The organism is Paraburkholderia unamae (genome assembly GCF_003268775.1).
GTDB classification, from domain to species: domain Bacteria; phylum Pseudomonadota; class Gammaproteobacteria; order Burkholderiales; family Burkholderiaceae; genus Paraburkholderia; species Paraburkholderia unamae.
Genome location: NZ_QLSU01000055.1, coordinates 1 through 24,449, shown reverse-complemented (window position 1 = coordinate 24,449; position 24,449 = coordinate 1). Strand labels below are relative to the sequence as shown.

Below are 24,449 nucleotides of genomic sequence, written 5' to 3'. Positions count from 1 at the left end.
CGCAGGTCGGTCGTGACGACTGCGGGCAGCGTCAAAGACAGCGTTTCCGCGCCGCCATCCACTTCACGCGACACGGTGGCCTTGCCATCGGCCACAACAACCTTCGAGGCAAACGTGGCTTGCGGCAGGTTTGCCAGGGCGGCGAGCATCTGCCCGGTCTGGTTCGAGTCGTCGTCAATCGCCTGCTTGCCCAGGATGATGAGCGATGGCTGTTCCTTGTCGACCAGCGCCTTCAAAAGCTTCGCCACGGCCAGCGGTTGCAGGTCTTCATTCGACTCGACCAGCACCGCGCGATCGGCACCGATTGCGAGCGCCGTGCGCAGCGTTTCCTGCGCCTGCGAAGGACCGCACGAAACCGCAATCACCTCGGTCGCAACACCCGCTTCCTTCAATCGCACCGCTTCTTCAACAGCGATTTCATCGAACGGATTCATCGCGAACTTCACGTTAGCGATATCCACGCCCGTGCCATCCGACTTCACACGAACCTTCACGTTGTAATCCACCACGCGTTTCACGGGCACCAGAATTTTCAAGCCATTTCTCCTCGATAGGGGCATGCTGATCGTCGTTGACGAAGTCCTTCGCCACTGTGACAGACGCGTGCGCTGTGCGGAATTCAGCTTTGCGGAAGGTGCGCTTCAGGCGCAGTGAAGCTTCGCGCCGGGACGCCGTGCCGCGCAGCCGGTAGGTGCGCGAAGCGTCGCATGAAAGCGGCGCGCGCCGCAATCGTCCGTTCGAACGAAGCGGCGCGCGGAAAATCGTGAGGCGGGCGTCAGGTTTTCTTGTCGCGCACGAATCGCAGTGCGAAGCGCACGAGCCGCGGCATCGTTTCGGGCCGCAGCAGCCGTTCGTCGTACCCCGAAAAGCGCCGGTCGTTTTCGGCCAGGCACAGGCGCATGAGTTCCGGCACGCTGATGTCCACGTCGGTCACGGACTGCGCGCCGTTCATCGTGAAGTTGTTGTCCTGCTTGTGCTCGTTGCCCTCGGCGTCCATTGCGCGCGCAAGGCCGACGCGTTCCCACCCCAGAAACGCCCACACGCGCGCCACTTTAAGCTCGAAGCGAATGCGCCGCCACCACGACAGATGCGCGCGGTGCCACGCCACCCAGTTCGCGAACAGCAGGATATGGCGGCACTCCTCCTGCATGACGGGTTCGAAGGTGTCGATGAGTTCGGGCGGAAAGATGCCCGAGCGCCGCGCCACTTCGAACAGGCCGAACGCGAAGAAGCTGTCCACACATTCGCTGTAGCCCGTCACGAGATAGGCCCACTCGGCGTCTTTGGGGTAGAGGTAAGGCGGCTCGCTTGCGAGCGGGATGCCGTAGGCCGCCACCATGCGCGAGAGCACTTCCTTGTGGCGGTTCTCCTCCCACGCGTTGAGCGCGAGGGCGTAGCGCATCGCGGCGTCGTCGAGCGAGGCGGCATAGGCGGCCATGCGCAGGCGCGCCTTGCCTTCCGTTTGCACGGCAATGTCCCAGATCGGCAGGTCGGTAATGCGCTTGAGCGCGGCCGGGTCGAGCGTAGGCCATTCGAGCACCGATGGCCGGTAGGGATTGAAGGTCTCGCGGAACATGCGGCAGGTTTCGTCCCGGTGGACGTCGGAGCCGGGCGGCAAGGGGCCGCTCACGGCGCTCACCCAGTGGCGCGTGTTGTGCTCGGCGGCTTCGAGCGTCGCGCGGTCCGGGCGCTCGCCAGGCAGCGCAGGCGCGCTGAAGCCGGGGATCAGTTGGGTTGCATCGAATGCATCGAGGAGGAGGTCGGTCATCTCGGTGGTTCTTTTGCAGGAGCCTGATTGACGCGATTCTGTCACGGTTGAGCGTCGCCGGGAACGCATCGCCTTGCCGCACGAGCTTACTTCGATCGCGCGCAAGACGGGGCGAATTTAGCGCGCCCTGTGATCGTCACCCCATATTCCATGCCGCCCGCATTTCGCCCAGGCGTAAAGGCAGGTCATGCATTCGATTGAATCAAGAACCGGAATAATCGCCGGGCACGTATCGAAACGTTGAACAACGAATGCGCGGTGCCGGAGGGCCCCGTGCGCCGGGTGCGCCCATGTGCGCGCGTGGGTTGGATGAAGCATGTACAGTACGGCTGACCGGCCCCTTCGCCGCACTCAGTGCGGCGCGATGCAGGGGGCCTCGCGGCAACGGCATGAAGACAGTCGGCAAATAAAAGGGGGCGTCGCGGGGGCAACGCCGCGGCGCCGTGACTTTGACTCACCGGAAACCTGCCTGTGCGGATTCTGTCGATATTCGGTACGCGGCCCGAAGCCATCAAGATGGCGCCGCTCGTCAAGCGTCTTGAAGCGCATCCCGGCGTGCAGTCGGTGGTCTGCGTGACCGGACAGCATCAAACCATGCTGCAACAGGTGCTCGATCTGTTCGGCATCGTGCCTGCGCATAACCTGGGCGCCATGACGGCGAACCAGACGCTCAACGGTCTCGCTTCGCGCCTGTTCGCCGGGCTCGACGACGTGCTCGCCGCCGAGCAGCCCGAGCGCGTGCTCGTGCACGGCGACACCCTGACCAGCATGGCCGGCGCGCTCGCCGCCTTTCATCGCCGCATACCGGTTGGCCACGTGGAGGCGGGGCTGCGCACCGGCAATCTGTTCGAGCCGTGGCCCGAGGAGATGAACCGGCGCGTGGTGGACGTCGTGAGCGATCTGCTGTTCGCGCCCACGGCCAGCTCGCGCGCGAATCTCGAGGCCGAGGCATTGAGCGGCCGCGTGGTGGTGACGGGCAATACCGTGATCGACGCGCTGCATCTCATGTGCGAGCGCCTCGAGCGCGACGTGGCGCTGCGCGAGCGCATCGACGCGCAGTTTCCGTTTCTCGAACCCGCGCAAACGGGCCGCCCCTTGCTGCTCGTCACCGGCCACCGGCGCGAGAGTTTCGGCGAGGGCTTCGAGCATATCTGCGCGGCGCTCGCCACGCTCGCGCATTCGGGCAAGATGCAGATCGTCTATCCCGTGCATCTGAATCCCAATGTGCGCGGTCCCGTGCTCGCCACGCTCGGCAATGCGCCCAATGTGCACCTGACCGATCCGCTCGACTACCCCGAGTTCGTACGCCTCATGCAGCGCGCGGCGATCGTGCTGACCGACTCGGGCGGTGTGCAGGAAGAAGCGCCCGCGCTCGGCAAGCCCGTGCTCGTGATGCGCGACGTGACCGAGCGGCCCGAGGCGCTGGCCGCGGGCACGGTCAAGCTGGTCGGCACCGACCGCACGGCGATCGTGCGCGCCGTGCTCGATCTCGTCGAAAACGAAGAGGAGCGGCGCGCTTACGCGCGGCGCGTCAATCCGTATGGCGACGGGCACGCGTCGGCGCGCATCGTGGCGGCGCTCACCGGCGAGGCGTTCGAGCCGTTCCCGAGCCGTGCGCTGCCCGGTTATCGTCATCCCGTGCTCGCCATGCGGCCCGAGCCCGGCGAGGCGGACGAAGCCGACGAGGCGTCTTGACGCCACCGCACCCGTTGCATCGCAGTGCCAATCAAAGCATTTCGCAATCAATGCATTCAAAAGAGCGCGCCGCTGGCGCTCGCCAGGCGGCGGCCGCGCCGTCGCGCCGACAACATGAGGCAAGACACGTGAGATTCGAATCGATCCGGCAGGCGCGCGCTTCGCTCGCCGTGTATGTGGGCGTGGCTTTCCTCGCGGCGCTGAGCCACAGTGCGTTCGCCGCGCCTGGCGAGCTCGCGGGCGCGTTCGCGCAACTCGGTGCGGGGCGCATGGAGTCGCGCACTGTCACGCTTGCCGATCTCGGCGTGCGCGACACCATCGTGCTGCGCGCGCCCGACGCCGCCCAGGAGCTTTATCTGCCGGTGCCCGCGGGCCTGCCGATCAGCAACGCCACGTTGCGGCTCGACGCGAACTATCTGCGCGGCAACGGCGGGCGCACGACCTTCCTCCTTTCGCTCGACGGCTCGCCCGTGCAGGCGCGCAACGTGACCGAGGCGCAGGGCGACGGCTCGCTCAGCATCGGCGTGGACGGCGCGCCGCGCCCCTCGGGCTTCGTGCGCGTGGGGCTGCAATGGTCGTCCGTGCTCAATGAAAACGTCTGCACGGACCAGACGGCGATCGGCAACGTCTGGAAGGTCGCGCCCACCACGCGTCTCACGTATCAGTTCGACACCTCGGCCGTAAGCGATGTGCGCACGGCGTGGAGCGCCTTGCCCGCGAGGCCCGTGGTGCTCGTGAGCGGCGGCAAGCTCGACGCCTCGGCATACGACGTGGCGTGGCGGCTCGAAGCGCTGTTGATGCGCGGCGGCGCGTCGCCGGTCACGACCCGCATGCCCGCCGTGGGCGACACCGTGAATCTCGGCACGCTTCAGGTGCCGGCCGCGTTGCAGGCGGTTCCCGCATTCGCCGCGCTGGCGGCGGGCGGCTCGCACAAGATCGCGGATCCGGCCGAACTCGGCGCGCTCATCGCGCTTGCGCCGGCGGGCGCCTTCGCGCCCAACGTCGTGGTCGCCGACGACGCGCTGCGCGCGCAAGCCGGCGCGGCGCTCGACGCGTTGCGCGCGCAGGTGCTGGCCGTTTCGGCGGATGCCGCAAGCGCCTTCGACGCCTGGCGCACCCACGGCGGCGGCGCGCTCGTGGCGCCGTTCGAGAAAGGCGAGCTGCGCCTCGCGCATCTGGGCGGCCTGCCCACCGTGGTGGTGGGCGACGATCTCGGCGTGAGCGCGTTGTCGCGCACGTGGAGCGGCATCGACGCCTCGCGCCGGCTCGTCGTGCACGAGCTCGCCCCGTCGCCCAATCTCAGCTCGGGCGGCTCGAGCGACACGATTGCGCTGTCGCTGATCGGCGGCACGCCCCGCACGCTCGACGTGCTGACGAGCGCCGCCTGGGAGGCCAGCTTCGATCTCGCGGCAGTCTCGGGCGACGGCAGGATTCCACGCCGCGTGGTGCTCGATCTCGCCGCCGCGCCCGCGGCCGACCGCAACGGGCAGACCGCGTCGGTGTTCTTCAACGGCGTGCTGATCGGCTCGCAACTGCTCAATACCGACGGCCACGCGCAGCGCGTGAGCGCCGACATTCCCGTCTACGCACTCGGCACCGTGAATACGTTGCGCGTGCTGTTCCAGCGCCAGCCGGCGGGCGGCTGCCGCCCGCGCGAGCAGGGCTATCCGGCGGCGGTCTTGCCGGGCAGTCATCTGGTGCTCGGCACGGGGCCGCTCGGCGAGAACTTCACGGGCATGGTGGCGCGCTTCTCGCGCGCCGCGAACGTGATCGTGCCCGACGCCTATCTGGCCGACCCCGTGACGACGCTCCCGCGCGTGGCGCGGCTTGCGAACGCGGCCGGTGTGGCGCCCACGCGCGCGACGCTCCAGGTGGCGGCCGCCGGCCAGGCCGCGCAGCCGAAAGCGCCGTTCCTCGCGGCCGATGTCGCGCTCGACAGCGAGGCCGGGCACGCCAGCTTCGCCGACGGCCGCCTCACGCTCAAGGGGCGTGGCGGCTCGATGCTCGCCGATATCTCCGGCCTCGCGAATCTCGGCCTGATCCAGGTGGTGCGCTCGGGCAGCACGCCGGGCATCGTCTACCGGGGCGTGGGCGAGGCGCCCGTGCTGCCGCCCGGCATGCAACTGCTGCAAGGCGACGTGGCCATCGTCGATGCAGGCGGCGTGCTCAAGACCTTCGACACGCAGTACCCTGGCGGCGTGCCGCCCGTGGACGACCAGCGCGCGTGGCTCACGCGGCACTGGGCGGGATGGGGCGTGCCGAGCATCGCGATCACGGTGCTGTTGCTGCTGCTGCTCGCGGCAGGGTTTGCGCGCCAGCGGGCGCGCGCGAGAACGGCCGCGGCGGCTGCGGCGCGCGCGGCGCAGGAGAGCGCCAATAATCAGGACGAGCGTGCGGACGGCGGTGCCGACAACAAGCCGGGCGGATCGTGAGCGCAAGCGCCATCGAATGGTGGCTCAATTACTTCGCGGGCCACTACTACCAGGGCATGGAGTACCTGGCGGCGGTGGTCGCGGTCGTCATCCTGATCTCCAGCATCGACGACCTGTTCATCGACGCGTGGTACTGGGTGCGCCGCGTTATCCGCCACTTCACGATCGAGCGGCGCTACGAGCCGCTGCGCGCCGAGCAGCTCTATGCACGCGAGCAGCAGCCGCTCGCCATCATGGTGCCCGCGTGGCGCGAGGAGGACGTGATCGCCTCGATGGTCACCGACCTCGTGCGCGTGATCGACTACAAGAACTATGTGGTATTCGTCGGCACCTACCAGAACGATGCCGCGACGATCGCCGAAGTCGAGCGCATGCGGCGGCGCTACAAGCAGTTGCATCGCGTGGAGGTGCCGCACGATGGCCCGACCTGCAAGGCCGATTGCCTGAACTGGATTGTGCAGGCCATCTTTCGTATGGAGAAGGAAACCGGCATCGAGTTCGCGGGCGTGATCCTGCACGACAGCGAGGACGTGCTGCATCCGCTCGAACTGCGCTTCTTCAATTACCTGTTGCCGCGCAAGGACATGATCCAGCTTCCGGTGGCGTCGCTCGAACGTGAGTGGTACGAACTGGTTGCGGGCACCTACATGGACGAGTTCGCGGAGTGGCACGCGAAGGATCTCGTGGTGCGCGAGAGCCTGGCGGGCACGGTGCCATCCGCAGGCGTGGGCACGTGCTTTTCGCGCCGCGCGCTGGCCGGGCTCGCGAAGGAAACGCAGAACCAGCCCTTCAATACGGAAACGCTCACCGAGGATTACGACGTGGGCGAGCGTCTTGGCCGCATGGGCATGCATTCGATTTTCGCGCGCTTTCCGGTGGAGTTCGCCACGCGGCGCAAATCGTGGTTCGGCTTCGGGCCGGAGCGCGACATCACGTTGACCATGCCGCTGTGCGTGCGCGAGTTCTTTCCCGATACGTTTCGCACCGCTTATCGTCAGCGGGCGCGCTGGACCCTGGGCATCGGCTTGCAAGGGTGGGAGCAGACGGGCTGGGTCGGTACGATCGCGAACCGCTATCTGCTCGCGCGCGACCGCAAGGGGATCGTCACGGCGTTCGTCGGCATTCTGGCCTATGTGCTGCTCGTCCAGTTCCTGCTTTTCACGTTCGCCGATTTCCTCGGCATTCATCCCGACCTGATTGCCTCGCCGTTCTCAGGCTCGCGCTTTCTCACCATCGTGTTGTGGGCGAATGGTGTCGCGCTGCTGCTGCGCGTGATCCAGCGCGTGTACTTCGTGTCGCGGCTCTACGGCTGGGAGCATGGCGTGCTCTCGGTGCCGCGCATGGTGATCGGCAACTTCGTGAATTTCATGGCGGTTTCGCGCGCCTGGAAGATGTATCTCGTCTATCTCGCCACTGGCAAGCGCCTCGTGTGGGACAAGACGATGCACGACTTTCCCTCGTCGGACGGCTTCACCGACCGGCGCCAGCGGCTCGGCGAACTGTTGCTCTCGTGGCAGGCGATCGGGCCGAAGGAACTCGAACAGGCGCTGGCCGAAGATCATGCGCACGAAGCGCCGCTTGGCCGCGTGCTGATGGCGCACGGCTGGCTCGATGAGGAAACGCTCGCCGAGGCGATTGCGTTCCAGGCCGATTTGCCGCGCGGCCGGCTCGATCGCGCGCGGCTCATGGAGCGTGCGGGCGAGCTTCCGCTCGAACTCGCGGTGCGCTACCGCGTGCTGCCGCAAGGCGACGACGGCAGGGGGCATGTGGTGCTGCTGTGCGCGAGCCCGCTCGCGCCGCCCGCGCTCGAGCTATTGCAGGCGCATTGCGCGTTGCCGATCGTGCAGCGCATCGTGCGCGAGGGGGAGATTGCGGAGGGCTTGCGTCTGCTGCGCGGCGCGCCCGCCGATGCGTCGAGCGAGGGGCAGGAGGCGAAATCTCCGGCAGAGATGCACGACGCCGCCGCGCCCGGCGTGCCGCTGCTGGGCGACCTGCTGATCGAGCGCGGCGCGGTGAAGCGCACGGCGTTCGAAAGCGCGTTGCAGCGCTACCGCCCGGCGGAACATGGGCGCATTGGCGACTTCATGGTGGAGCAGGGCGTGATTACGCGCGACGCGCTGGCTTCGGCGATTGCGGAACAGGCGCGCTTGCGCGCCGAAGGCGCCGCCACGTCATGAAACGGACTCCGAAGCATGTCGCGGCGATACCCCGTGCGCCACGTGCGAGGGTGCCGCACGCATTGTTGCTCGCCGTGTTGTGCGCGGGATTCGCGGGGGCGGGGCGCGTTCAGGCCGAGCCGTTGCCACCCGGCACGCAGCCCTTGCCCTTGAGCGGCGCGGCATACCGGGTGGCGCAACAGGGCTATGACGCCTATGGCCGTCACGATTACGCTGGCGCCGAGCGCTATGCGCGCGAGGCGATCCGTCAGCGTCCCGACGTCGCTTCGCTGCGCCTTCTGCTGGCCAATTCTCAGGCAGCGCGCGGGCAGTGGCGCGAGGCGAGCCGCACGCTTTCCGATGCCATCGCGCAGATCGGCCCGGACGCCACGCTCACGGCGCGCCGCCGCGAGATCGACACGCAGGTGGCGGCGCTCGCGCGGCCCGGCGCACCGGCCGCCGCCGCACGCGCGCCGCGCGCCGCGCCGCAGGGTTCGGGGCCGCCCGACTATCTGACCGGCCGCGCGTGGCAGCTTGCTCAGGAGGCCTACAAATCGTACGGCGCGAAGCAATACGATGCCGCCTGGCGCGAGGCGAACGACGTCATCGCGTTGCGTCCGGACGTGCTGCGCTTGCGCCTGCTCGCCATCGATGCGGCTTCGGCGGGCGGCCACGATCGCGAAGCCTGGCAGGCGGCGCAGGACGCGCAGCGCCGTTTCGGCGACAGCCAGGCGCTGCGCGAGCGGCGCACGCAGATCGGCGCGCGGCTTGCGCCCGCCGCCGTGCAGGCGGCCCAGGCCGCGCGGGCGCGTGGCGATACGGCCCAGGCGATCACGCTCATGCATGAGGCGATCGGCTACGCGCCGTCGCGGCTCGGCAACCGGCTCCTGCTTTGCCAGATCCTGCTGGAGCAAAACGACATGCCGGGCCTGGAGGCGGCGGCGGGCGATGCGATTGCGTCGGGCGCCGAGCCGGTGCTGATGCCCTATGTGCTGCGCGGTTACGCGCGCGCGGCGCAAGGCCGCGCGGCGCAGGCCGACGAAGACTTCGCGCAGGCGTTGCGCAGCGAGGGCGCTACGCCGCTCGACTCGCGGGATCAACGAGATCAACGTGTTGCACGCGCGATCATCGCCGATGTGTGGACGGCCCAGGGGCAGCCGCAGCGCGCACTCGACTTGCTGGCCGGATTGCAGCCCGCAGGCGACGACACTGACACGCTGATCGCCGCCCGCCGCTATTACGCGCGCGAGGCGCTCGCGCGGCCCGCCACGGCGGGCACGCCCGCTGAACGCATGGCGAGCGTGGCGAGTGCGGCGCGCCCGGTGCTCGACTGCGCGGTGGACGAGTACGGCAGCGCTTGCGACGTGTACGCGGCCGACCCCGGCTTCGCCGCCCGGCGCGCCGCGATTGTCGCGGGGCAGCGCGGCGACCGCGCGGGTGCGCTCGAAGCCCAGCGCCAGGCCGTGGCGGCGGACCCGCGCAATCCGCAGCATCGGCTCGAACTGATCGACGCGCTCGTGGCCGCGGGCGACACCGACGGCGCGAAACGCGAAGCGCGCGCCATGCTCGACACGGGGCTGGTCGACGCGCTGCCGCCGCTCTCCGCTGCCTACATCGCGCAGCGCGCGGGCGACGACCGCCGCGCGGCCACGTATTTCACGCAGGCCGACGAAGCGGGCCAATTGCCGCCGCAAGCCACGGGCGACGCGGGCTATAGCGCTTATCGCGCGAATTTCGACGCGCTCGCCGCGAGCTACTTCAAGCGCGCGATCGACTATGGCACCTCGCCGCCGCCGGGTGTCGCGCCCGCCACGCTGCTCCAGCTTCAGGATCTGCGCAACGCGCATGCCGACGTCACGCGCGACTGGGGCTTCATCGCGTCGGTCAACTATCGCGGCTCGGGGTTGCAGCCCGGCGTGTCGACGGGCGAGGTGCCGGGCTCGTACAACAACTGGCAGATGGGCGTCGAAGGCTACTGGCGGCCGTTCGGCTCGCTCGGCGACCGCAATTTCGAAGTCTACGCGCGCGCCTATCAGGACGTCGGCGCAAAGGGCGACGCGCCAAGCGGCGTCTCCACGGCGCTCGCCGCCGTGGGTGCGCGCGCGAAGCCGTTCGAATCGATCAATGCCGTCGTGGCGTTCGAGCGGCTGATTCCCATTGGCTCGCGCGCGCCATCGGACTGGCTGCTGCGCCTCGCGTACTCGGGCGGCATCGGCACCGAGCGGCGGCTGGACGTGCCGTCGTGGTGGACCGTGCAGGACTATGGCGAGGTGGGCCACTACGTGAGCAACGGCTGGAATTACGGCACGGGCTATATCGAGGCGGGGCGCACGTGGCGGCTCGACACCATCAGCCCGAAACTCACGGTGTTTCCGTATGCCGTGGTCGGCATGGATTACGATTCGAGCATCAACCATAGCGTGCCGGTGGGCATGGGTGTGGGCGTTTCCACGCGCTACTGGTTTCGCGATACCTTCTACGACGCGCCGCGCTCCTATGTGGACGTGACGGTGCAGTATCGCTGGCGTCTCACGGGCGACGACCGGGCGGGCGGCGTGTTTTTCGGCGCCGTGCTTTCTTATTGAGGAAACCTGATGATCGTGCGCAGAGCGCTTCCGGGCGGCGCAGTCGATGCAATGGGCGAGGGCCGACGAGGGCGCACCGGCACGCGCCGTATGCGCCTCACGCGCCGCTGCGCGCGGCTCGCGTGCGCGGTGCTCTGCGCGCTCGCCGCCGCCGGTTGCACGCTCCAGGTTCCGGCGCATGCGGACGCGCTCGCGCAAGGCATCGTCTGGCAGCCCGACAACGACCACCTCGATCTGCGCGGCGACTGGGACCGGCTCGGCGTGAACGAGTTGCTCGTGCAATGGATCGCCGTGGACGATGTCGCGTTCATGGCGGGCGCGGGTCTGCCCGCGCCGCGCGTGCCCGACTGGGTGCGCATTGCCAACGAGCCGTGGGCGCGCGGCGTGATCGTCGGGCTTGCGGGCTACTCGGACGAAAGGAAGGCGCGCACGAATCTCGAAACGCTGGTCGAGCGCTCGCTCAAGCTGGCGGCGGTGCGCCCGCCCGTGCATATCACTGGCTGGTATTTCCCGGTCGAAGTCGATCCCACCTGGACCGACGCGCCGCGCCTCGCGCCATTGCTGGAGAAGCTGCCGCACCCGTTGTGGATCAGCGTGTACGACACCAGCAACATCGGCGGCGAGGCGCTCGCGAAGTGGCTCGACACGTGGCTGCCGCGCGATGTCGGCGTGTTGTTGCAGGACGGTTGCGGTGTCTACGCGCGTGGCCCGGCGGCGGCGCGCGAATACGCGGACGCGCTCTCGGCGCACCTCGGGCACAAGCGCGTGCGCATCATCGCGGAGGCCTTCCGGCCGAAGCAGGGCGGCGGCTTCCGCGCGGCCACGGCCGCCGAGCTGGCCCCGCAGCTGGAGGCCTACCACGGCTATCGCGTGTATCTCTTCGACGGTCCGCACTACATGTCGCCGGAACTCGTCGAAGGCCTGCTACAGCAGATGAAGGCGGGCGGCGCGGCGCGTTGAGCGTTGCACTGAGGGCCGCACCGAAGGCTATGACGTAGTGCGCCGCTTTCAGCGCAATTGCGCGAAGGCGATCAACAGCACCATGCCGCCGATGGCGCCGTCGAGCACGCGCCATGCCCCCGCGCGCCGGAACAGCGGGGCGAGCGCGCGTGCGCCATAGCCCAGCCCCATGAACCACACCGCGCTCACGAACATGGCGCCGAGCGCGAACGCGAGCCGGCTGCCCTGCGGCTCGCGCGCGCCGGCCGTGCCGATCAGCAGGAAAGTGTCGAGATACACGTGCGGATTGAGCCACGTGAACGCGAGCGTCATGAGGATGATCGGCCAGGCGCGCTGCTCGGCCGCTGCGGGCGCCGCGTTGCTTTCCAGCACCGCGTGGGACGGGCGCACCGCGCGCCGCAGCGCGCCGATGCCGAACCACACGAGCCAGGCCAGGCCCACATAGAGCACGACGTGCACGAAGGTCGGATAGCGCTCGACGAGCGCGGAGGCGCCGCCCACGCCCGCGCCGATCAGCACGAAGTCCGAGAGCGTGCACAGCACGACGATCTTGCCCACGTGCGAGCGCAGGATGCCTTGGCGCAGCACGAAAGCATTCTGTGCGCCGATCGTGACGATGAGCGAGGCGCAGAGCGCCGCGCCGTGAGTGAAAGCGAGCCAGTTCATGATGGATGCGAGTGAGTTGGGGCGCGAGCGCGTCGGCGCGGGTTGCGCTGGCTCGGCGAATGGCGCTAGTCTGCGGGCAGAGGATACATAAGCAAAGCTCATTTTCATTAACCGGATTAAGGAACGCTAATGCTCGACTATGCGCTGCTCGATGCGCTCGCCGCCGTGGTGCGGCATGGTTCGTTCGACCGCGCCGCGGGTGCGCTGAACGTCACGCCCTCGGCGGTGTCGCAGCGCGTGAAGCTGCTGGAGGAGCGCGTGGGCACCGTGCTCGTGAAGCGCGGCCAGCCTTGTGTTGCGACGGCTTCCGGCGCGCTGCTGTGCCGCCATACGGAGCGCGTGCAGTTGCTCGAAGCGGAGCTGGGCGGGGCGATGCCGACCTTCACGAGCGCGCTCGGCGCGGCGCGGCCCACGTTGCGCGTGGCCGTCAACGACGACAGCGTGGGGACGTGGTTCATCGACGCCGTGGCGGGCTTTTGCGTCGAGCGCGGCATCCTGCTCGATCTAGTGATCGACGATCAGGACCACACGGCGCAGCGCATGCGCGACGGCAGCGTGCAGGGCGCCGTCACGACCCAGTCCGAACCCGTGCAGGGCTGCCGCTCGACCCGCCTTGGGCGCATGCGCTACCTCGCGGTGTGCTCGCCCGCGTTCTTCGAGCGCCATTTCGCCGATGGCGTGACGCGCGAGACGCTCAGGGGCGCACCGTGCGTGGAGTTCAATCCCAAGGATCAACTGCAAAAGCGCTTTATCCGCCGCATCACGCGCGCGCAGATCGACGCGCCGCTGCACTGGATTCCCCATGTGGCCGGTTTTCTGCGCTGCTGCCTGAACGGCCTCGGCTGGGGCATGTGCCCCGAGCGCATGATCGCGCCGCATCTCGCGCGTGGCGAACTGGTCGAGCTGACGCCCGGCCGCGCGCTCGACGTCGAACTGTATTGGCAGAGCTGGCGGCTGTCGATCGGCTGGCTCGACGATTTCGGCGCCATGCTCAAGCGCCGCGCCGGTGAATTTCTCGATCAGGGGCGCGGCGTTTGAAGATCGCGCGGCGTCGCGTGCGATATCTTCATTCGTTTGTCTTTATCGGCCGTTTCAATAGCGCATTAGCCTGCACGCGATCGGTGCAGAAGATGGCGGCGCTATCGCCGGCGCAATTCGTATGCGGGGAGTTGCACAATGTGGATTGCATCGCGTGAAAGCTTCTAAAGCAATATTCAAAATCCATTAATTGCTTTTTGAGTAGTAGGATGTCTCGAAATTAGATGCGTTCGGATCGCGCCGGGTTCGTGCGAGAATTGCGCGTCCAATAGACTGACGTTTCGCATGCGGCGCGGCTGATATACCTATGTCAAATCGGCGCATTGCGTTTCATTGATCGGTCATCATGCGCGTGTACACCTGGTCTGCGTTTGATGAAGAGGAAAGCCGCCAGAGTGGCTATGGGCGGGCGTTTCAGGGGATATGCGGCTACTGGCCGCATGGGGCGTTGTGGCAATTCAGTTATGGTCGAAAGCCGCGGCAGTCGTGACAACACACCTCGGACCGGTTATTTTTTCCGTAACTCGATTGTTAAGCATCGTCAAATCGGCAAAAAAGTTCATGGATGTAAAGAAACCAACATTGGAGGCTTACAGTCGGAACTGAAAGCATCGCCATCTCGTTTTTTGCGTTTGGCATTATCGTGTGAAAATTGAGTTTTTCCTGTGGATTGCGAGTTGGACACGCTATAATCCGGACGTGGCAGAGTGCTTATTCGACCGGCATATTTGAATCGTTTCCACGTGCACGAGGTGCATTATGACGAAATTAGATACCGGCAGCGTTTGGCAACAAACCATTGACCTTCTGTCGGCGGCTGCCGAGCCGCTAAGCCTGGACAGTGAATTCGAAGGCGGCAGAAGTTGCAAACCGGTACCCATCACACGCGGCGCTTCGGAGGCGGCCAACCGGCGCCGCGCCACCGTGCGTTCGTGGGATGCGCAGGGCATTACGTTGATCCGGCGTCATGATCCGGACAGCATCACCGTTTGCTGGAGCGACGCCACCTACGGCCGCTATTCCGACCAGTTGTGGCGGGTTTGCACGGCGCGCCGCAGCGCCGTTTGCGCGCTCACTGGCGAGAAGATCCGCCGTGGCGACGCGGTGTTCCGGCCGAGCCCCAATCGCCGTCATCGCCCGGCCAATGCCGACGCGATGATCCTCGCGAGCAAGCTCGACAATCTTCCCAACGGCGTTGTCGCCGCCCGTCTGGACGAGGCGCTGGCCGCCTGAGCATCCCGCCTGCGCTGGTCGGTCCTGCCGGTCCCCCGCGCTGGTTGCGTGCTCAGGTTGTGTGCTCAGGTTTCGTGCTTAAGTTGTGTGCTCAGGTAGCTTGAGCAGGTTGCCCAGCCCGGTTGCACCTCACCGTCTCCCGCCGTCCTGCCGCCGCCCATGGCGCGCAGGCGGCGTTCGCTCGACCGTCACCTCGATGTCATGAAGCCGCGCCCGCCGGCGCCCCGAAGGGCGCCGGCGGGCTTGCGCTGCACTCACGCGGCGGTGTCGCGCGCGTTTTCCTCTTCGAGCGCGTCACGGGTCTCGGGCATCACGAACCATACCATCAGCACGGCGGCGGCACCCGCGCTCGCGAGGCCGAGGAAGCTCACCGTATTGCCGAAATGGTCGGCGACGAAGCCGGCAAGCGCCGTGGAGAGCGTCGCCCCGATGCCTGCCGACAGCCCGAACAGCCCGATGCAAAGGTTGTAGCGGCCCTTGCCCCCGGCCACGTCGGCGGCGATGAGCGGCAGCATTACGCCGAACACCGCGGCGGAGAGGCCGTCGAGCATCTGCACCGGCACGAGGAAGTACGGGTTGCCGACCGCCGCGAACAGCAGCGCGCGCAGCGGCAGGGCGCAAAAGCCCAGAATCAGCACGGGCCGGCGGCCCCATGCTTGCGCGGTGCGGCCCACCCACGGCGACATCAGCGCGACGATGGCTTGCGGCACGATGATGCAGGCCGCAATCACGAGCTGGACGTTGTCGCCCATGCCGGCCGTGACTTCTCCGGCGGCCAGGTTCAGCATCGCCGCATTCGAGAGGTGGAACAGCACCACGCAGGCCGCGAAGGTCAGCATGCGCCGGTCGCGCAGCAAGTCGAAGATGGTCTCGCGCGGCTCGCCCGTGGGCGCCGCGCGCTTGCCGGGCGTGGCGGCGAGCGGCGCGGCCCGGTGGTCATATTTGATCATCGCGAGCGCCACGAGCGCTGGGAGCGCGAGCGCCGCGGTCAGCCAGAACACGGCGCGCGGCGAAACGTATTCGCCGCACAAGCCCATCAGGCCCGCAGCCACGGCGCTGCCGATTGAGGCCCAGCGCGCGTTGCGGCCGAGCCGGTCGCCCAGATTCTGGCGGCCCACCATCGCGAGCGCGAGCGCGGCCATGGCCGGCACGAGCATGCAGCTCGCAAAGCCGTGGAACACCTCGGCGGCCATGACTGCGACGACGGTCGGGCTCGCCGCGAGCAGCAAGGCCGAGATGATGATCGCGATGATCGCCCACGCGGCGGCGGCCTTCTTGTTGCGCAAGGCGTCCACGGCCGCGCCGCCCGGCACCTGGCTCACCATTGCGCTGATCGTGCCCACCGAGAGCGCCAGGCCGATCTCGCCTTGAGTCCACTTGTGCGAAGCCAGATACGAGGCGATGAACGGCCCGAAGCCCGTCTGCACGTTCGCGACGAAGAAGTTCAGCCAGTCGAGTGCACGCACGCTGCGCGTGTCTGGAGTCGGTTGTTGCATCGTGCCGCCCGTCATTTGGCACCGTGGGTATTGGCGGCGGACGAGGCGGACGGGGCCGGCGAGGTGTTGGACGCGGCGGCGGCAGCAGGGGCCGCTGCGGCCGGCACGGGCGCGGGCGTGACGGCGCGCACCGGCTGCTCGGGTGCGTAGGGCGGCGAGGCGTCGACCTGCTGGTCGGACATTTCGAGCTGCGCTTCGAGCGCGTTGTTCTTCGTGACGAAGTGCAGCGCGGTCCAGTCGGCCGCGATCGTATGACGTTTTTCGAGCGTGCCGCTCACGTCGAGCACCACGGCCTGCGGCGCGGCGCTGCCGTCGAGCAGCACGTCCACCACGCGGCCCACCTTCGCGCCGTTGGCGCGTTCCACGTCCGCATCGAGCATGGGCAAGCGCGTGGCGCTTGCTTCGGGCGCGCCCGGCTGCGGCGCGCCGGCCTTGGGCCGGTCGGGCACCTGGAGCTGGCTGGGCGGCAGGGCGAGCGTGATGGCGGGCGTTTTCGCCTGGGTGTTCACGCGCACGCCGCTCCACGGGAAGTTCGCCTTGCGGTCGCCCACGCCCATGAAGCCCTGGAGGTTCACCACGACCTCGACGGGCTTGCCGCCGGGCCCGGCGACCATGTCGACGGCGCGGCCCACGACCTTGCCGTCGGTTTTCTGCACTTCGCTGTCGAGCAGCGTGCGGAAGCTGCCGCGTTCGAGCGTGCGCACCTGGACGAGCGGCGCCGGCGGCGGCGCGGGCGGGGCGCTCGCGGGCGCGGGCGGCGGCGGGGCCGGGCGGCGGCGATGCACCGGCGCCGGGCGCGGCTTGCGCGGCGCGGGCTTCGCTCCGCTGGCGGCTTCGGGCTCGCTCGCCACCTCGGGCGCGGAGGCGGCCTCGGGCTCGCTCGCGGCCGGCTCCGGCTCCACGGCCACGGGCGCCTCCGGTTCGGGCGGCGGGGCCGGCCGGAACAGGCTACAGCCCGAGAGCGCGAGCAGCAGCAACAGGGGCAGGGCGTACGGGAAGCGGGAAACGGAATGTGCGGAACGAGCGGAAGTTGCGGAACGTGCGAAACGTATGAGGCCGCCTCTCATCAACAGAAACTCCTTGAAGCAGCCGGCGCGAGGCGCGCGGCGGGGGAAACCAGGTCGGGATGCGTGAGAGTGTAACCCGCGCACCGGGCCAATCCGCGTAAGTGCGCCACGTCCGCGGCGTCGCGCCGTGGGGCGCAAACCCGTTCGACGGCGATCCCGGCTCGCGCAAACTGCCGCCGCAGCCCGTCGGCGCGGCCAGGTGTAAACGCGGGGACGCCCCGCGTGGCGCGCCCTGTTCGCGGGCATATAAGCATCTCGGCATGACCTCAATGCGAATCGCGCGATGGGAGCCTATATCGCGTTCGCCTAACCTTCGCTCCATCCATAAAGAGATGTCAAAACGATGAGCGCCGCACGGCCGCCGCCGCTCGCACCTTGCGTGTGCGCGGTTGTGGCCGGGAAGAAAAAGCAGGCGCCGGCAACGCGTCGACACGACTAAATCATTCGAGACAAACCTGATGGCGGATCGGGCCGGTGAGCCGCGAGACGTTTCAGCATGCTGATAAAGGAGGCACTCACCATGATCGAACCCCACGCGCAGCCGCTTGCCGGCGTGTCCACCGCCGACGGCGAGTCCATCGATTCATTGGGCTCGTCCACCGGCTTCATCGACCGTTATTTCGACGTTGCCGCGCGCGGCAGCTCGTTGCGCCAGGAGGCGATTGCGGGCGTCACGACCTTCCTCGCGATGGTCTATTCCGTGTTCGTCGTGCCGGGCATGCTCGGCAAGGCGGGCTTCGACACCAGTGCGGTGTTCGTCGCCGTGTGTCTGACCACGGCGTTCGGCTCGCTGCTCATGGGCCTGTGGGCGCGCCTGCCGATCGCGATCGGCTGCGCCATCTCGCTCACGGCGTTCACGGCGTTCGGCCTCGTGCTCGGCAAGGGCCTCAAACCCGAGGTGGCGCTCGGCGCGGTGTTCCTGATGGGCCTCGTCTTCACGGGGATTTCGGTCACGGGCGTGCGCTCGTGGATCCTGCGCAACCTGCCACACGGCATCGCGCATGGCACGGGCATCGGCATCGGGCTCTTTTTGCTGCTGATCGCCGCCAACGACGTGGGCCTCGTCGTCAAGAATCCCGGCGCGGGCCTGCCGGTCTCGCTCGGCCATATCACCTCGTTGCCCGTGATCCTTTCCGTGGTCGGCCTCGCCGCGATCTTCGGCCTCGTGCGCCGCCGCGTGCCGGGCTCGATCCTGATCGTGATCGTCGCGATTTCGGCGCTCGGCCTCGCCATCGATCCGGCCGTGAGCTTTCACGGCGTGTTCGCGTGGCCTTCGCTCTCGGCGCCGGGCCATGCTTCGCTGATCGGCGCGATGGACATCAAGGGCGCGCTCTCGCTCGCCGTGCTGCCCAGCGTCCTCGCCCTCGTGATGACGGCGGTGTTCGACGCCACCGGCACGATCCGCGCCGTGGCGGGGCAGGCGGGCCAGCTCGACGCGAACGGGCGCATCGTCAACGGCGCCCGCGCGCTCACGGCCGATTCGCTCTCGTCGATCTTCTCGGGCTTCTTCGGCGGCGCGCCGGCGGCGGCCTATATCGAATCGACGGTGGGTGTCGCGGCCGGCGCCAAGACGGGTCTCGCCGCCGCCGTGGTGGGCGTGCTGTTTCTCGCGGTGATGTTCTTCGCGCCGCTCGCGGGCCTCGTGCCCTCGTACGCCACGGCGCCCGCGCTGATGTATGTGGGCCTGATGATGCTCTCGAGCGTGAGCCGCCTCGACATGTCCGACATGGTCGATGCGATGGCGGGCCTCGTGTGCGCCGTGTTCATCGTCCTCACCGCCAACATCGTGACGGGCATCATGCTGGGCTTCTCCACGCTCGTGATCGGCCGCGTGGTGAGCGGCGAGATCCGCAAGCTGAACGTGGGCACCGTCGTGATCGCCGTCGTGCTGGCCGCGTTCTACCTGGGCGGCTGGGCCATCTGACAATGCGCATGCGCGTCTCCGGATGACCCGGCCATTCGCCCGCGGCGGTCCTGGCGGCCCGCCTCGGGCGGCTGCACGGCCCGCGTCGCTTCACGGCGGCGCGGGCCGTGCGGCTTTTGGGCGAGTTGAGCGGCGGGTTACTCGGGCAACAGGCTGTTGGTGCGCCGCTTGCCGGTCTTGCCCGTATTGCCTGCGCTTCGCGGCTTGCGCGGTTTCGGCTCCACGCCGATGCGCGCATCGCGCGCGAGCACGCGGGCGGTGAGCAACGCGGCGGTATCCTCGAACGCGGGGTCGGCCTGCGGCACGTAGAGCCATTTGCCGAGCACGGGGTGCGGGCGCAGCGCCGGGATTTGCGCGATGAGCGCCGCGTGGTGGTCCTTCGACGTGCAGACGAGCAGGCCGTTGAACGGCGCGTCGCGATCGGCGGCCACGAGGCAGAGCAGGCCGTCCAGATAGGCGGCGTCGCAGCCGAACATCGCCTTGCACACGTAGCCGGGCTCGCGCTCGAACGCGTCGAAGATCCAGAGTAGCGAGTTGCGGATTTTGGACGGCATGGCGTGGGCGGCGCGGCGCGATGAAACCCTCATTCTAGTCGCCGCGCTCCGCCGGCGCTTACCGTGTTCCTTGACATCGCCGGCTCGCCGTCTATGCTTAACCGCATGGTTAAGCATGAAGACGCCACCCTGAACCGCACCTTCGCGGCGCTCGCCGATCCCACGCGGCGCGCGCTGCTGGCGCGCCTCGCGCAGCACGACGCGCTTTCGGTGAGCGCGCTCGCGCAGCCGTTCGATATGTCGCTGCCCGCGGTCATGAAGCATCTGGACGTACTCGCCGAGGCGGGCCTCGTCACGCGCGCGAAAACCGGCCGCACCGTCGCATGCCGGCTCGCGGCGGGGCCGATGGAGGACGCGATGCAATGGCTCGCGCACTATCAACGTTTCTGGAGCGATGCGCTCGATCGTCTCGCCGCTTTCGTGGAGGAGGATGCATGTCGACCCAACCCTCAGCCGGACCCGGATCAGCCGACCCCCAGTCTGCGAGCCTCACCATCCGGCGCCGCATCAACGCCACCGCCGCGAAGGTCTACGCCGCGTGGACGCAACCGGCGCAACTGATGCGCTGGATGCAGCCGCTCGATAACGTCTGCATCCACGCCGAGGCGGACGTGCGCGTGGGCGGCCACTTTCGCGTGATCATGCGCGGGCCGCAGGGCGAGGAGCACGACGTGAGCGGCACGTACCTCGAAGTCGTGCCCGAGCGCAAGCTCGTGTTCACGTGGGCCTGGCGCAGCACGCCCGAGCACGAGTCGCTCGTCACGGTGACGCTGCACGCGGACGGCGTCGCGACCGACCTCATGCTCAAGCACGAGCGCTTCTTCGACGAGGCCGCGCGCGATTCGCACAACGAGGGCTGGACGAGCGCAATCGATCAACTGGTGGCGCTGTTCGACTGAACCGCGCCGGTAAAACGCAAGGAGGATTGGACGATGGAGACGCACAAGATCGTTTCGGAGGCCGAATGGCTGGAGGCGCGCAAGGCGCTGCTCGCCGAGGAGCGCGCGTTCACGCATGCGCGCGACGCGCTCGTGGCGAAGCGCCAGGCGTTGCCCTGGGTGAAAGTGGCAAAGACCTATACGTTCGAGACGCCGCAAGGTCCGCGCACGCTCGCGCAGCTTTTCGGGCCGCGCAGCCAGTTGATCGTTTATCACTTCATGCTCGGGCCGCAGTGGGACGAGGGTTGCCCGGGCTGCTCGTTCCTCTCCGACCATGTGGACGGCATGCTGCCGCACCTGGAGCACCACGACGTGACCTACGTGGCCGTGTCGCGCGCGCCGCTTGCGAAAATCGAGGCGTTCAAGCAGCGCATGGGCTGGCGTTTCCCGTGGGTCTCGTCGAACGGCAGCGACTTCAACTTCGACTACCACGTGTCGTTCAGCGAGGCCGACAAGGCGCGCGGCAAGGCGATCTACAACTACGCGGAGCAGGAGTACATGAGCGACGAGTTGCCCGGCATCAGCGCGTTCTATCGCGATGAAGCCGGCAATGTGTATCACACGTATTCGACGTACGCGCGCGGCGGCGAAATGGCGATCGGCACCTATGCGATGCTGGAGCTGACCGCGAAGGGGCGTAACGAAGAGAAGGACATGCGCGAGTGGATGCGTCACCACGATCGCTATGAAGACGCGCCAGTGCCTTCGTCGTGCTGCGCGCACGAGCAGAAGGCACCGTAGTTACGTGAGTAATTGCGTCACTCGTTACGCCAGAGCTTACGCTAGCGCAAAGCCGTCAGGGAATGGTTGGCACAACGAAAGCTTCTTGTACCCGTTACGAAAGCATCGCGCCTAGAGCGCCATATCGAACGCGGGGCGCAACAGCACTTCGATGGCCATGACGATGAGCCCCATTGCGGCGGCGGCAAGCGTCAGCGTGCCGTATTCATCGTAGCGCGTGTCGTAGAGGCACGCGACGATGAACAGGATGGCCAGCAGATTGGTCAGCCAGTAGAAGTTCAGCGCGAGGGGCATCGGCGTATCCGGTGCCGGCGCGCGCAACGCGCCGGCGGGTAGTGCAAGACGCTCGGATTCTAGCGGAGCGACCTTACGGATACGCAACAATAGTGTGTCCTGTAGCACTTATCTTTGCGGTTTTGGCATTTCCGCGCGAATCCACTCGGTGACCGAGTGGCGTTGCGGCTGCCAGCCAAGCAGCTTGCGCGCGCGCTCGCCGCGCACGCGGCTGTTCGAGCCGAGGCCGTACGACGCCATCTCGTAACCCCATTCCTCGATCGCCGCTTCGAGCGGCCAGTCCTGCGGCGCGCCGAGACCCATCACCTCGGCGAGCGCCGTGGTCATGTCGCGGAAGTTCGCTTCGCCGCTCTCCACGAAATAGAACGTGCCGGCGGGCGTCTTCTCCAGCGCGAGGCGATACAGCTCGGCCACGTCGTCGACATGCACGTTCGACCAGATGTTCAGGCCGCGCCCCACATGGCGCATCACGCCGCTTTTCTGCGCCTGCCGAATGAGACGCGGCAACTGCACGCTCGCCGCGCCCGGCACCGCGCCCACGCCGTAGATGAGCGTGTTGCAGAGCACCGCGCTCTTCACGCCGCGCCCGGCGGCTGCGAGCACGAGATCGTCGATGGCCACGCGCGGCGCCTTGTCGGCCGTCGGCGCGGGCAGGGCGTCTTCGTAATAGATGCGATCGGTCGCTTCGCCGCCCGAGGCGTCGCCCACGATGCTGGAACCGCTCGTGTGCAGCAGCGCCTTGCCTGAACCTTCGAGCGCGCCGATGAGCGCGTCGACCGCGCCGCGATGGTCGCTGCTCGCCGCGTTGATCACCGCGTCGGCAGCGCGCGCTTGCGCGATGAGCGTATCGCGGTCGTCGAGGTCGCCCTGCACGGGCGTGATGCCGAGCGATTCGAGCGCGGCGAACTGCTCGGGGCGGCGCACGAGGCCGCTGACGGTGTGCCCCGCGCGCACGAGATGCGCCGCGATCGTTCCGCCGATGAAGCCGCCTGCGCCTGTCACGAATACTTTCATGGGGGTTTCCTCGTTGTGTCGGGTTTGCGATGGGCTTCAGTATCGGCGCATCGGCGGCCGGCAAAAACCGTGTTAGTCTCAAATGAATCTTGACTATGAATCAACAATGAAGACGTCGACCGACGAACTGCTCGTATTCGTCACCGTGATCGATGCGGGGTCGATCACGGCCGCCGCCGAGAAGCTCCAGCAAACCGTATCGGGCGTGAGCCGCGCGCTCACGCGGCTCGAAAAGCAACTGGGCGTCGCGCTGATCCTGCGCACCACGCGCCGCCTGCAACTCACCGAAGAAGGCGAGCTCTTTCTCGAGCGCGCCCGCGCGATCCTCGCGGCCATGGCCGACGCCGAGGAGGCCGTGACGCGTCATCGCGAGCGTCCCTCGGGGCGGCTGCGCGTGGATGCGGCCACGCCCTTCATGCTTCACTGCATCGTGCCGCACGTGGCGGCGTTCGCGCAGCACTACCCCGAGATCGAACTCGAACTCACGAATAACGAACGCATCGTCGATCTGCTGGAGCAGCGCGTGGATATCGCCATTCGCATCGGCACGCTCCAGGATTCCACGCTGCATGCGCGCGCGCTCGGCACGAGCCGCTTGCGCATCGTCGCGAGCCCCGACTATCTCGCGGCGCAGGGCACGCCGCGCAGCGTGGCCGCGTTGCGCGAGCATCGGCTGATCGGCTTCACCGCGCCCGTGCATCTGAACCGCTGGCCGCTGCGCGCGAGCGGCCAGAGCGAGAGCGCCGACCCCGGCTATCCGATCGAGCCGGCGCTGCGGGCGTCGAGCGGCGAGACGATCCGTCAGCTCGCGCTCGGCGCGAGCGGCATTGCCTGTCTCTCCGACTTCCTCACTACCGCCGACCGCGAGGCGGGCCGCCTCGTCACCGTGCTCAACGACGCGCTCGTGGAGGCGCGCCAGCCGGTTCACGCCGTGTACTACCGCAGCGCGGCGCTGGCGGCGCGCGTGCAGTGTTTTCTGGCGTTTTTTGGGGGCAGGCTGCAACTCGACGCCTGACAGGCAAAACGCGGGCTGCATGGCGACTGCACGCGGGTTTCATGCCGATCTCGTGGATAGTCCCAGGTCACGGGAGCCCGGAAGGGGAGTTGTATAGACAGGCGCGCCAGGCTAGACTTCGGCCACTTTCGCGACTTGTATAGACAGGATTCGACCATGCTCCCGACCCTTCTCCTCACGCCCGGCCATCTGACCCTGCCCCAATTGCGCCAGATCGCGCGTGAGGCGGTGCAGCTCGAACTCGATCCGGCCAGCTTCGCCGCCATCGACGCGGGCGCGCGCGCCGTTGCCGAGATCACGGCGAAGGGCGAGCCCGCCTACGGCATCAACACGGGTTTCGGGCGTCTGGCCAGCACGCATATTCCGAACGACCAGCTCGAACTGCTCCAGCGCAATCTCGTGCTCTCGCACGCCGTGGGCGTGGGCGAACCGATGTCGCGCCCGGTCGTGCGCCTTTTGATGGCGCTGAAGCTCTCCAGCCTCGGCCGCGGCTATTCGGGCATTCGCCGTGAAGTCATGGACGCGCTCGTCACGCTCTTTAACGCCGACGTGCTGCCGCTCATTCCCGTGAAGGGCTCGGTGGGCGCTTCGGGCGATCTTTCGCCGCTCGCGCATATGTCGGCGGTGCTGCTCGGCATTGGCGAGGTGTTCATTCGCGGCGAGCGCGCGAGCGCCGAAGCGGGCCTCGCGGCCGCCGGCCTCAAGCCGCTTTCGCTCCAGGCGAAGGAAGGCCTTGCGCTGCTCAACGGCACGCAGGCTTCCGCCGCGCTTGCGCTCTACAACCTCTTCGCGATCGAAGACCTGTACCGCACGGCGCTCGTGTCCGGCGCGCTGAGCGTCGACGCGGCGGCCGGTTCCGTGAAGCCGTTCGAT

21 protein-coding genes are annotated in these 24,449 nt (G+C 67.9%); 13 read left to right on the top strand and 8 right to left on the bottom strand.

Features of this window, described 5'->3' with window-relative positions; translation table 11 throughout:
• A partial coding sequence (locus C7401_RS43505; protein WP_112178240.1) for an electron transfer flavoprotein subunit beta/FixA family protein occupies positions 1-536 on the bottom strand: 536 nt, incomplete at its 3' end.
• A gap of 239 nt (positions 537-775) precedes the next feature.
• Positions 776-1,768, bottom strand: coding sequence for a ferritin-like domain-containing protein (locus tag C7401_RS43500; RefSeq protein ID WP_112178239.1), 993 nt, complete (start codon positions 1,766-1,768; stop codon positions 776-778).
• Positions 1,769-2,239: 471 nt separating this feature from the next.
• Here C7401_RS43500 and wecB point away from each other — a divergent pair, with 471 nt between their 5' ends.
• From wecB to C7401_RS43475, 5 genes are all read left to right on the top strand, one after another.
• The gene (gene wecB / locus C7401_RS43495) at positions 2,240-3,463 is read left to right on the top strand and encodes a non-hydrolyzing UDP-N-acetylglucosamine 2-epimerase (RefSeq protein WP_165842139.1); all 1,224 of its coding nucleotides are present in this window, start codon (positions 2,240-2,242) and stop codon (positions 3,461-3,463) included.
• Positions 3,464-3,591: 128 nt separating this feature from the next.
• Positions 3,592-5,895 (top strand): cellulose biosynthesis cyclic di-GMP-binding regulatory protein BcsB, encoded by a 2,304-nt coding sequence (locus tag C7401_RS43490; RefSeq protein WP_181565841.1) that lies wholly within the window; start codon positions 3,592-3,594, stop codon positions 5,893-5,895.
• 56 nt (positions 5,896-5,951) lie between these two features.
• Positions 5,952-8,072 (top strand): glycosyl transferase family protein, encoded by a 2,121-nt coding sequence (locus C7401_RS43485; protein WP_373864500.1) that lies wholly within the window; start codon positions 5,952-5,954, stop codon positions 8,070-8,072.
• Positions 8,069-10,636: an NfrA family protein gene (locus tag C7401_RS43480; RefSeq protein WP_112178236.1), complete on the top strand. Its 2,568-nt coding sequence runs from the start codon at positions 8,069-8,071 to the stop codon at positions 10,634-10,636. The genes C7401_RS43485 and C7401_RS43480 overlap by 4 nt, the downstream gene beginning before the upstream one ends.
• A 9-nt stretch (positions 10,637-10,645) precedes the next feature.
• On the top strand, positions 10,646-11,596 hold the full coding sequence (locus tag C7401_RS43475) for an alpha-amylase family protein (protein ID WP_258397479.1): 951 nt from the start codon (positions 10,646-10,648) through the stop codon (positions 11,594-11,596).
• 48 nt (positions 11,597-11,644) lie between these two features.
• Here the strand turns inward: C7401_RS43475 and C7401_RS43470 are convergent, their stop codons facing one another.
• The gene (locus C7401_RS43470) at positions 11,645-12,262 is read right to left on the bottom strand and encodes a LysE/ArgO family amino acid transporter (protein WP_112178235.1); all 618 of its coding nucleotides are present in this window, start codon (positions 12,260-12,262) and stop codon (positions 11,645-11,647) included.
• Positions 12,263-12,391: 129 nt separating this feature from the next.
• Here C7401_RS43470 and C7401_RS43465 point away from each other — a divergent pair, with 129 nt between their 5' ends.
• On the top strand, positions 12,392-13,300 hold the full coding sequence (locus C7401_RS43465; protein WP_112178234.1) for a LysR family transcriptional regulator ArgP: 909 nt from the start codon (positions 12,392-12,394) through the stop codon (positions 13,298-13,300).
• A gap of 924 nt (positions 13,301-14,224) precedes the next feature.
• On the top strand, positions 14,225-14,533 hold the full coding sequence (locus C7401_RS43460) for a DUF3331 domain-containing protein (protein ID WP_258397478.1): 309 nt from the start codon (positions 14,225-14,227) through the stop codon (positions 14,531-14,533).
• 254 nt (positions 14,534-14,787) lie between these two features.
• On the opposite strand, the gene C7401_RS43455 is transcribed toward C7401_RS43460, so the two are convergent.
• Both C7401_RS43455 and C7401_RS43450 read right to left on the bottom strand, forming a co-directional pair.
• Entirely contained in the window at positions 14,788-16,029 is a 1,242-nt protein-coding gene (locus tag C7401_RS43455) for an MFS transporter (RefSeq protein WP_112178232.1), read from the bottom strand.
• 11 nt (positions 16,030-16,040) lie between these two features.
• Positions 16,041-17,096 (bottom strand): PRC-barrel domain-containing protein, encoded by a 1,056-nt coding sequence (locus tag C7401_RS43450; protein WP_112178231.1) that lies wholly within the window; start codon positions 17,094-17,096, stop codon positions 16,041-16,043.
• Between the two features lie 520 nt (positions 17,097-17,616).
• On the opposite strand from C7401_RS43450, the gene C7401_RS43445 reads away from it, so the two are divergent.
• Entirely contained in the window at positions 17,617-19,020 is a 1,404-nt protein-coding gene (locus C7401_RS43445; RefSeq protein WP_112178230.1) for an NCS2 family permease, read from the top strand.
• A gap of 137 nt (positions 19,021-19,157) precedes the next feature.
• On the opposite strand, the gene C7401_RS43440 is transcribed toward C7401_RS43445, so the two are convergent.
• Entirely contained in the window at positions 19,158-19,574 is a 417-nt protein-coding gene (locus C7401_RS43440; RefSeq protein WP_112178229.1) for a hypothetical protein, read from the bottom strand.
• A gap of 105 nt (positions 19,575-19,679) precedes the next feature.
• On the opposite strand from C7401_RS43440, the gene C7401_RS43435 reads away from it, so the two are divergent.
• Genes C7401_RS43435 through C7401_RS43425 form a run of 3 tightly spaced genes read left to right on the top strand, consistent with a single transcriptional unit; the run spans position 19,680 to position 21,253 of the window.
• Positions 19,680-20,135, top strand: coding sequence for an ArsR/SmtB family transcription factor (locus C7401_RS43435; RefSeq protein ID WP_112178228.1), 456 nt, complete (start codon positions 19,680-19,682; stop codon positions 20,133-20,135).
• Entirely contained in the window at positions 20,135-20,473 is a 339-nt protein-coding gene (locus tag C7401_RS43430; protein ID WP_309252030.1) for an SRPBCC family protein, read from the top strand. Before C7401_RS43435 ends, C7401_RS43430 begins: the two co-directional genes overlap by 1 nt.
• 33 nt (positions 20,474-20,506) lie before the next feature.
• Entirely contained in the window at positions 20,507-21,253 is a 747-nt protein-coding gene (locus C7401_RS43425; protein WP_112178227.1) for a DUF899 domain-containing protein, read from the top strand.
• 111 nt (positions 21,254-21,364) lie between these two features.
• Here the strand turns inward: C7401_RS43425 and C7401_RS43420 are convergent, their stop codons facing one another.
• Complete coding sequence (locus C7401_RS43420; protein ID WP_112178226.1) at positions 21,365-21,547, bottom strand: hypothetical protein; 183 nt, start codon at positions 21,545-21,547, stop codon at positions 21,365-21,367.
• Between the two features lie 108 nt (positions 21,548-21,655).
• A complete protein-coding gene (locus C7401_RS43415) occupies positions 21,656-22,561 on the bottom strand; it encodes an NAD-dependent epimerase/dehydratase family protein (RefSeq protein ID WP_112178225.1) in 906 nt (301 codons plus the stop codon).
• A gap of 106 nt (positions 22,562-22,667) precedes the next feature.
• Between C7401_RS43415 and C7401_RS43410 the strand changes: the two genes are divergently transcribed.
• Both C7401_RS43410 and C7401_RS43405 read left to right on the top strand, forming a co-directional pair.
• A complete protein-coding gene (locus tag C7401_RS43410) occupies positions 22,668-23,576 on the top strand; it encodes a LysR substrate-binding domain-containing protein (protein ID WP_112178224.1) in 909 nt (302 codons plus the stop codon).
• Positions 23,577-23,732: 156 nt separating this feature from the next.
• The coding region (locus C7401_RS43405; RefSeq protein ID WP_181565840.1) for an aromatic amino acid lyase at positions 23,733-24,449 on the top strand (717 nt) is incomplete at its 3' end.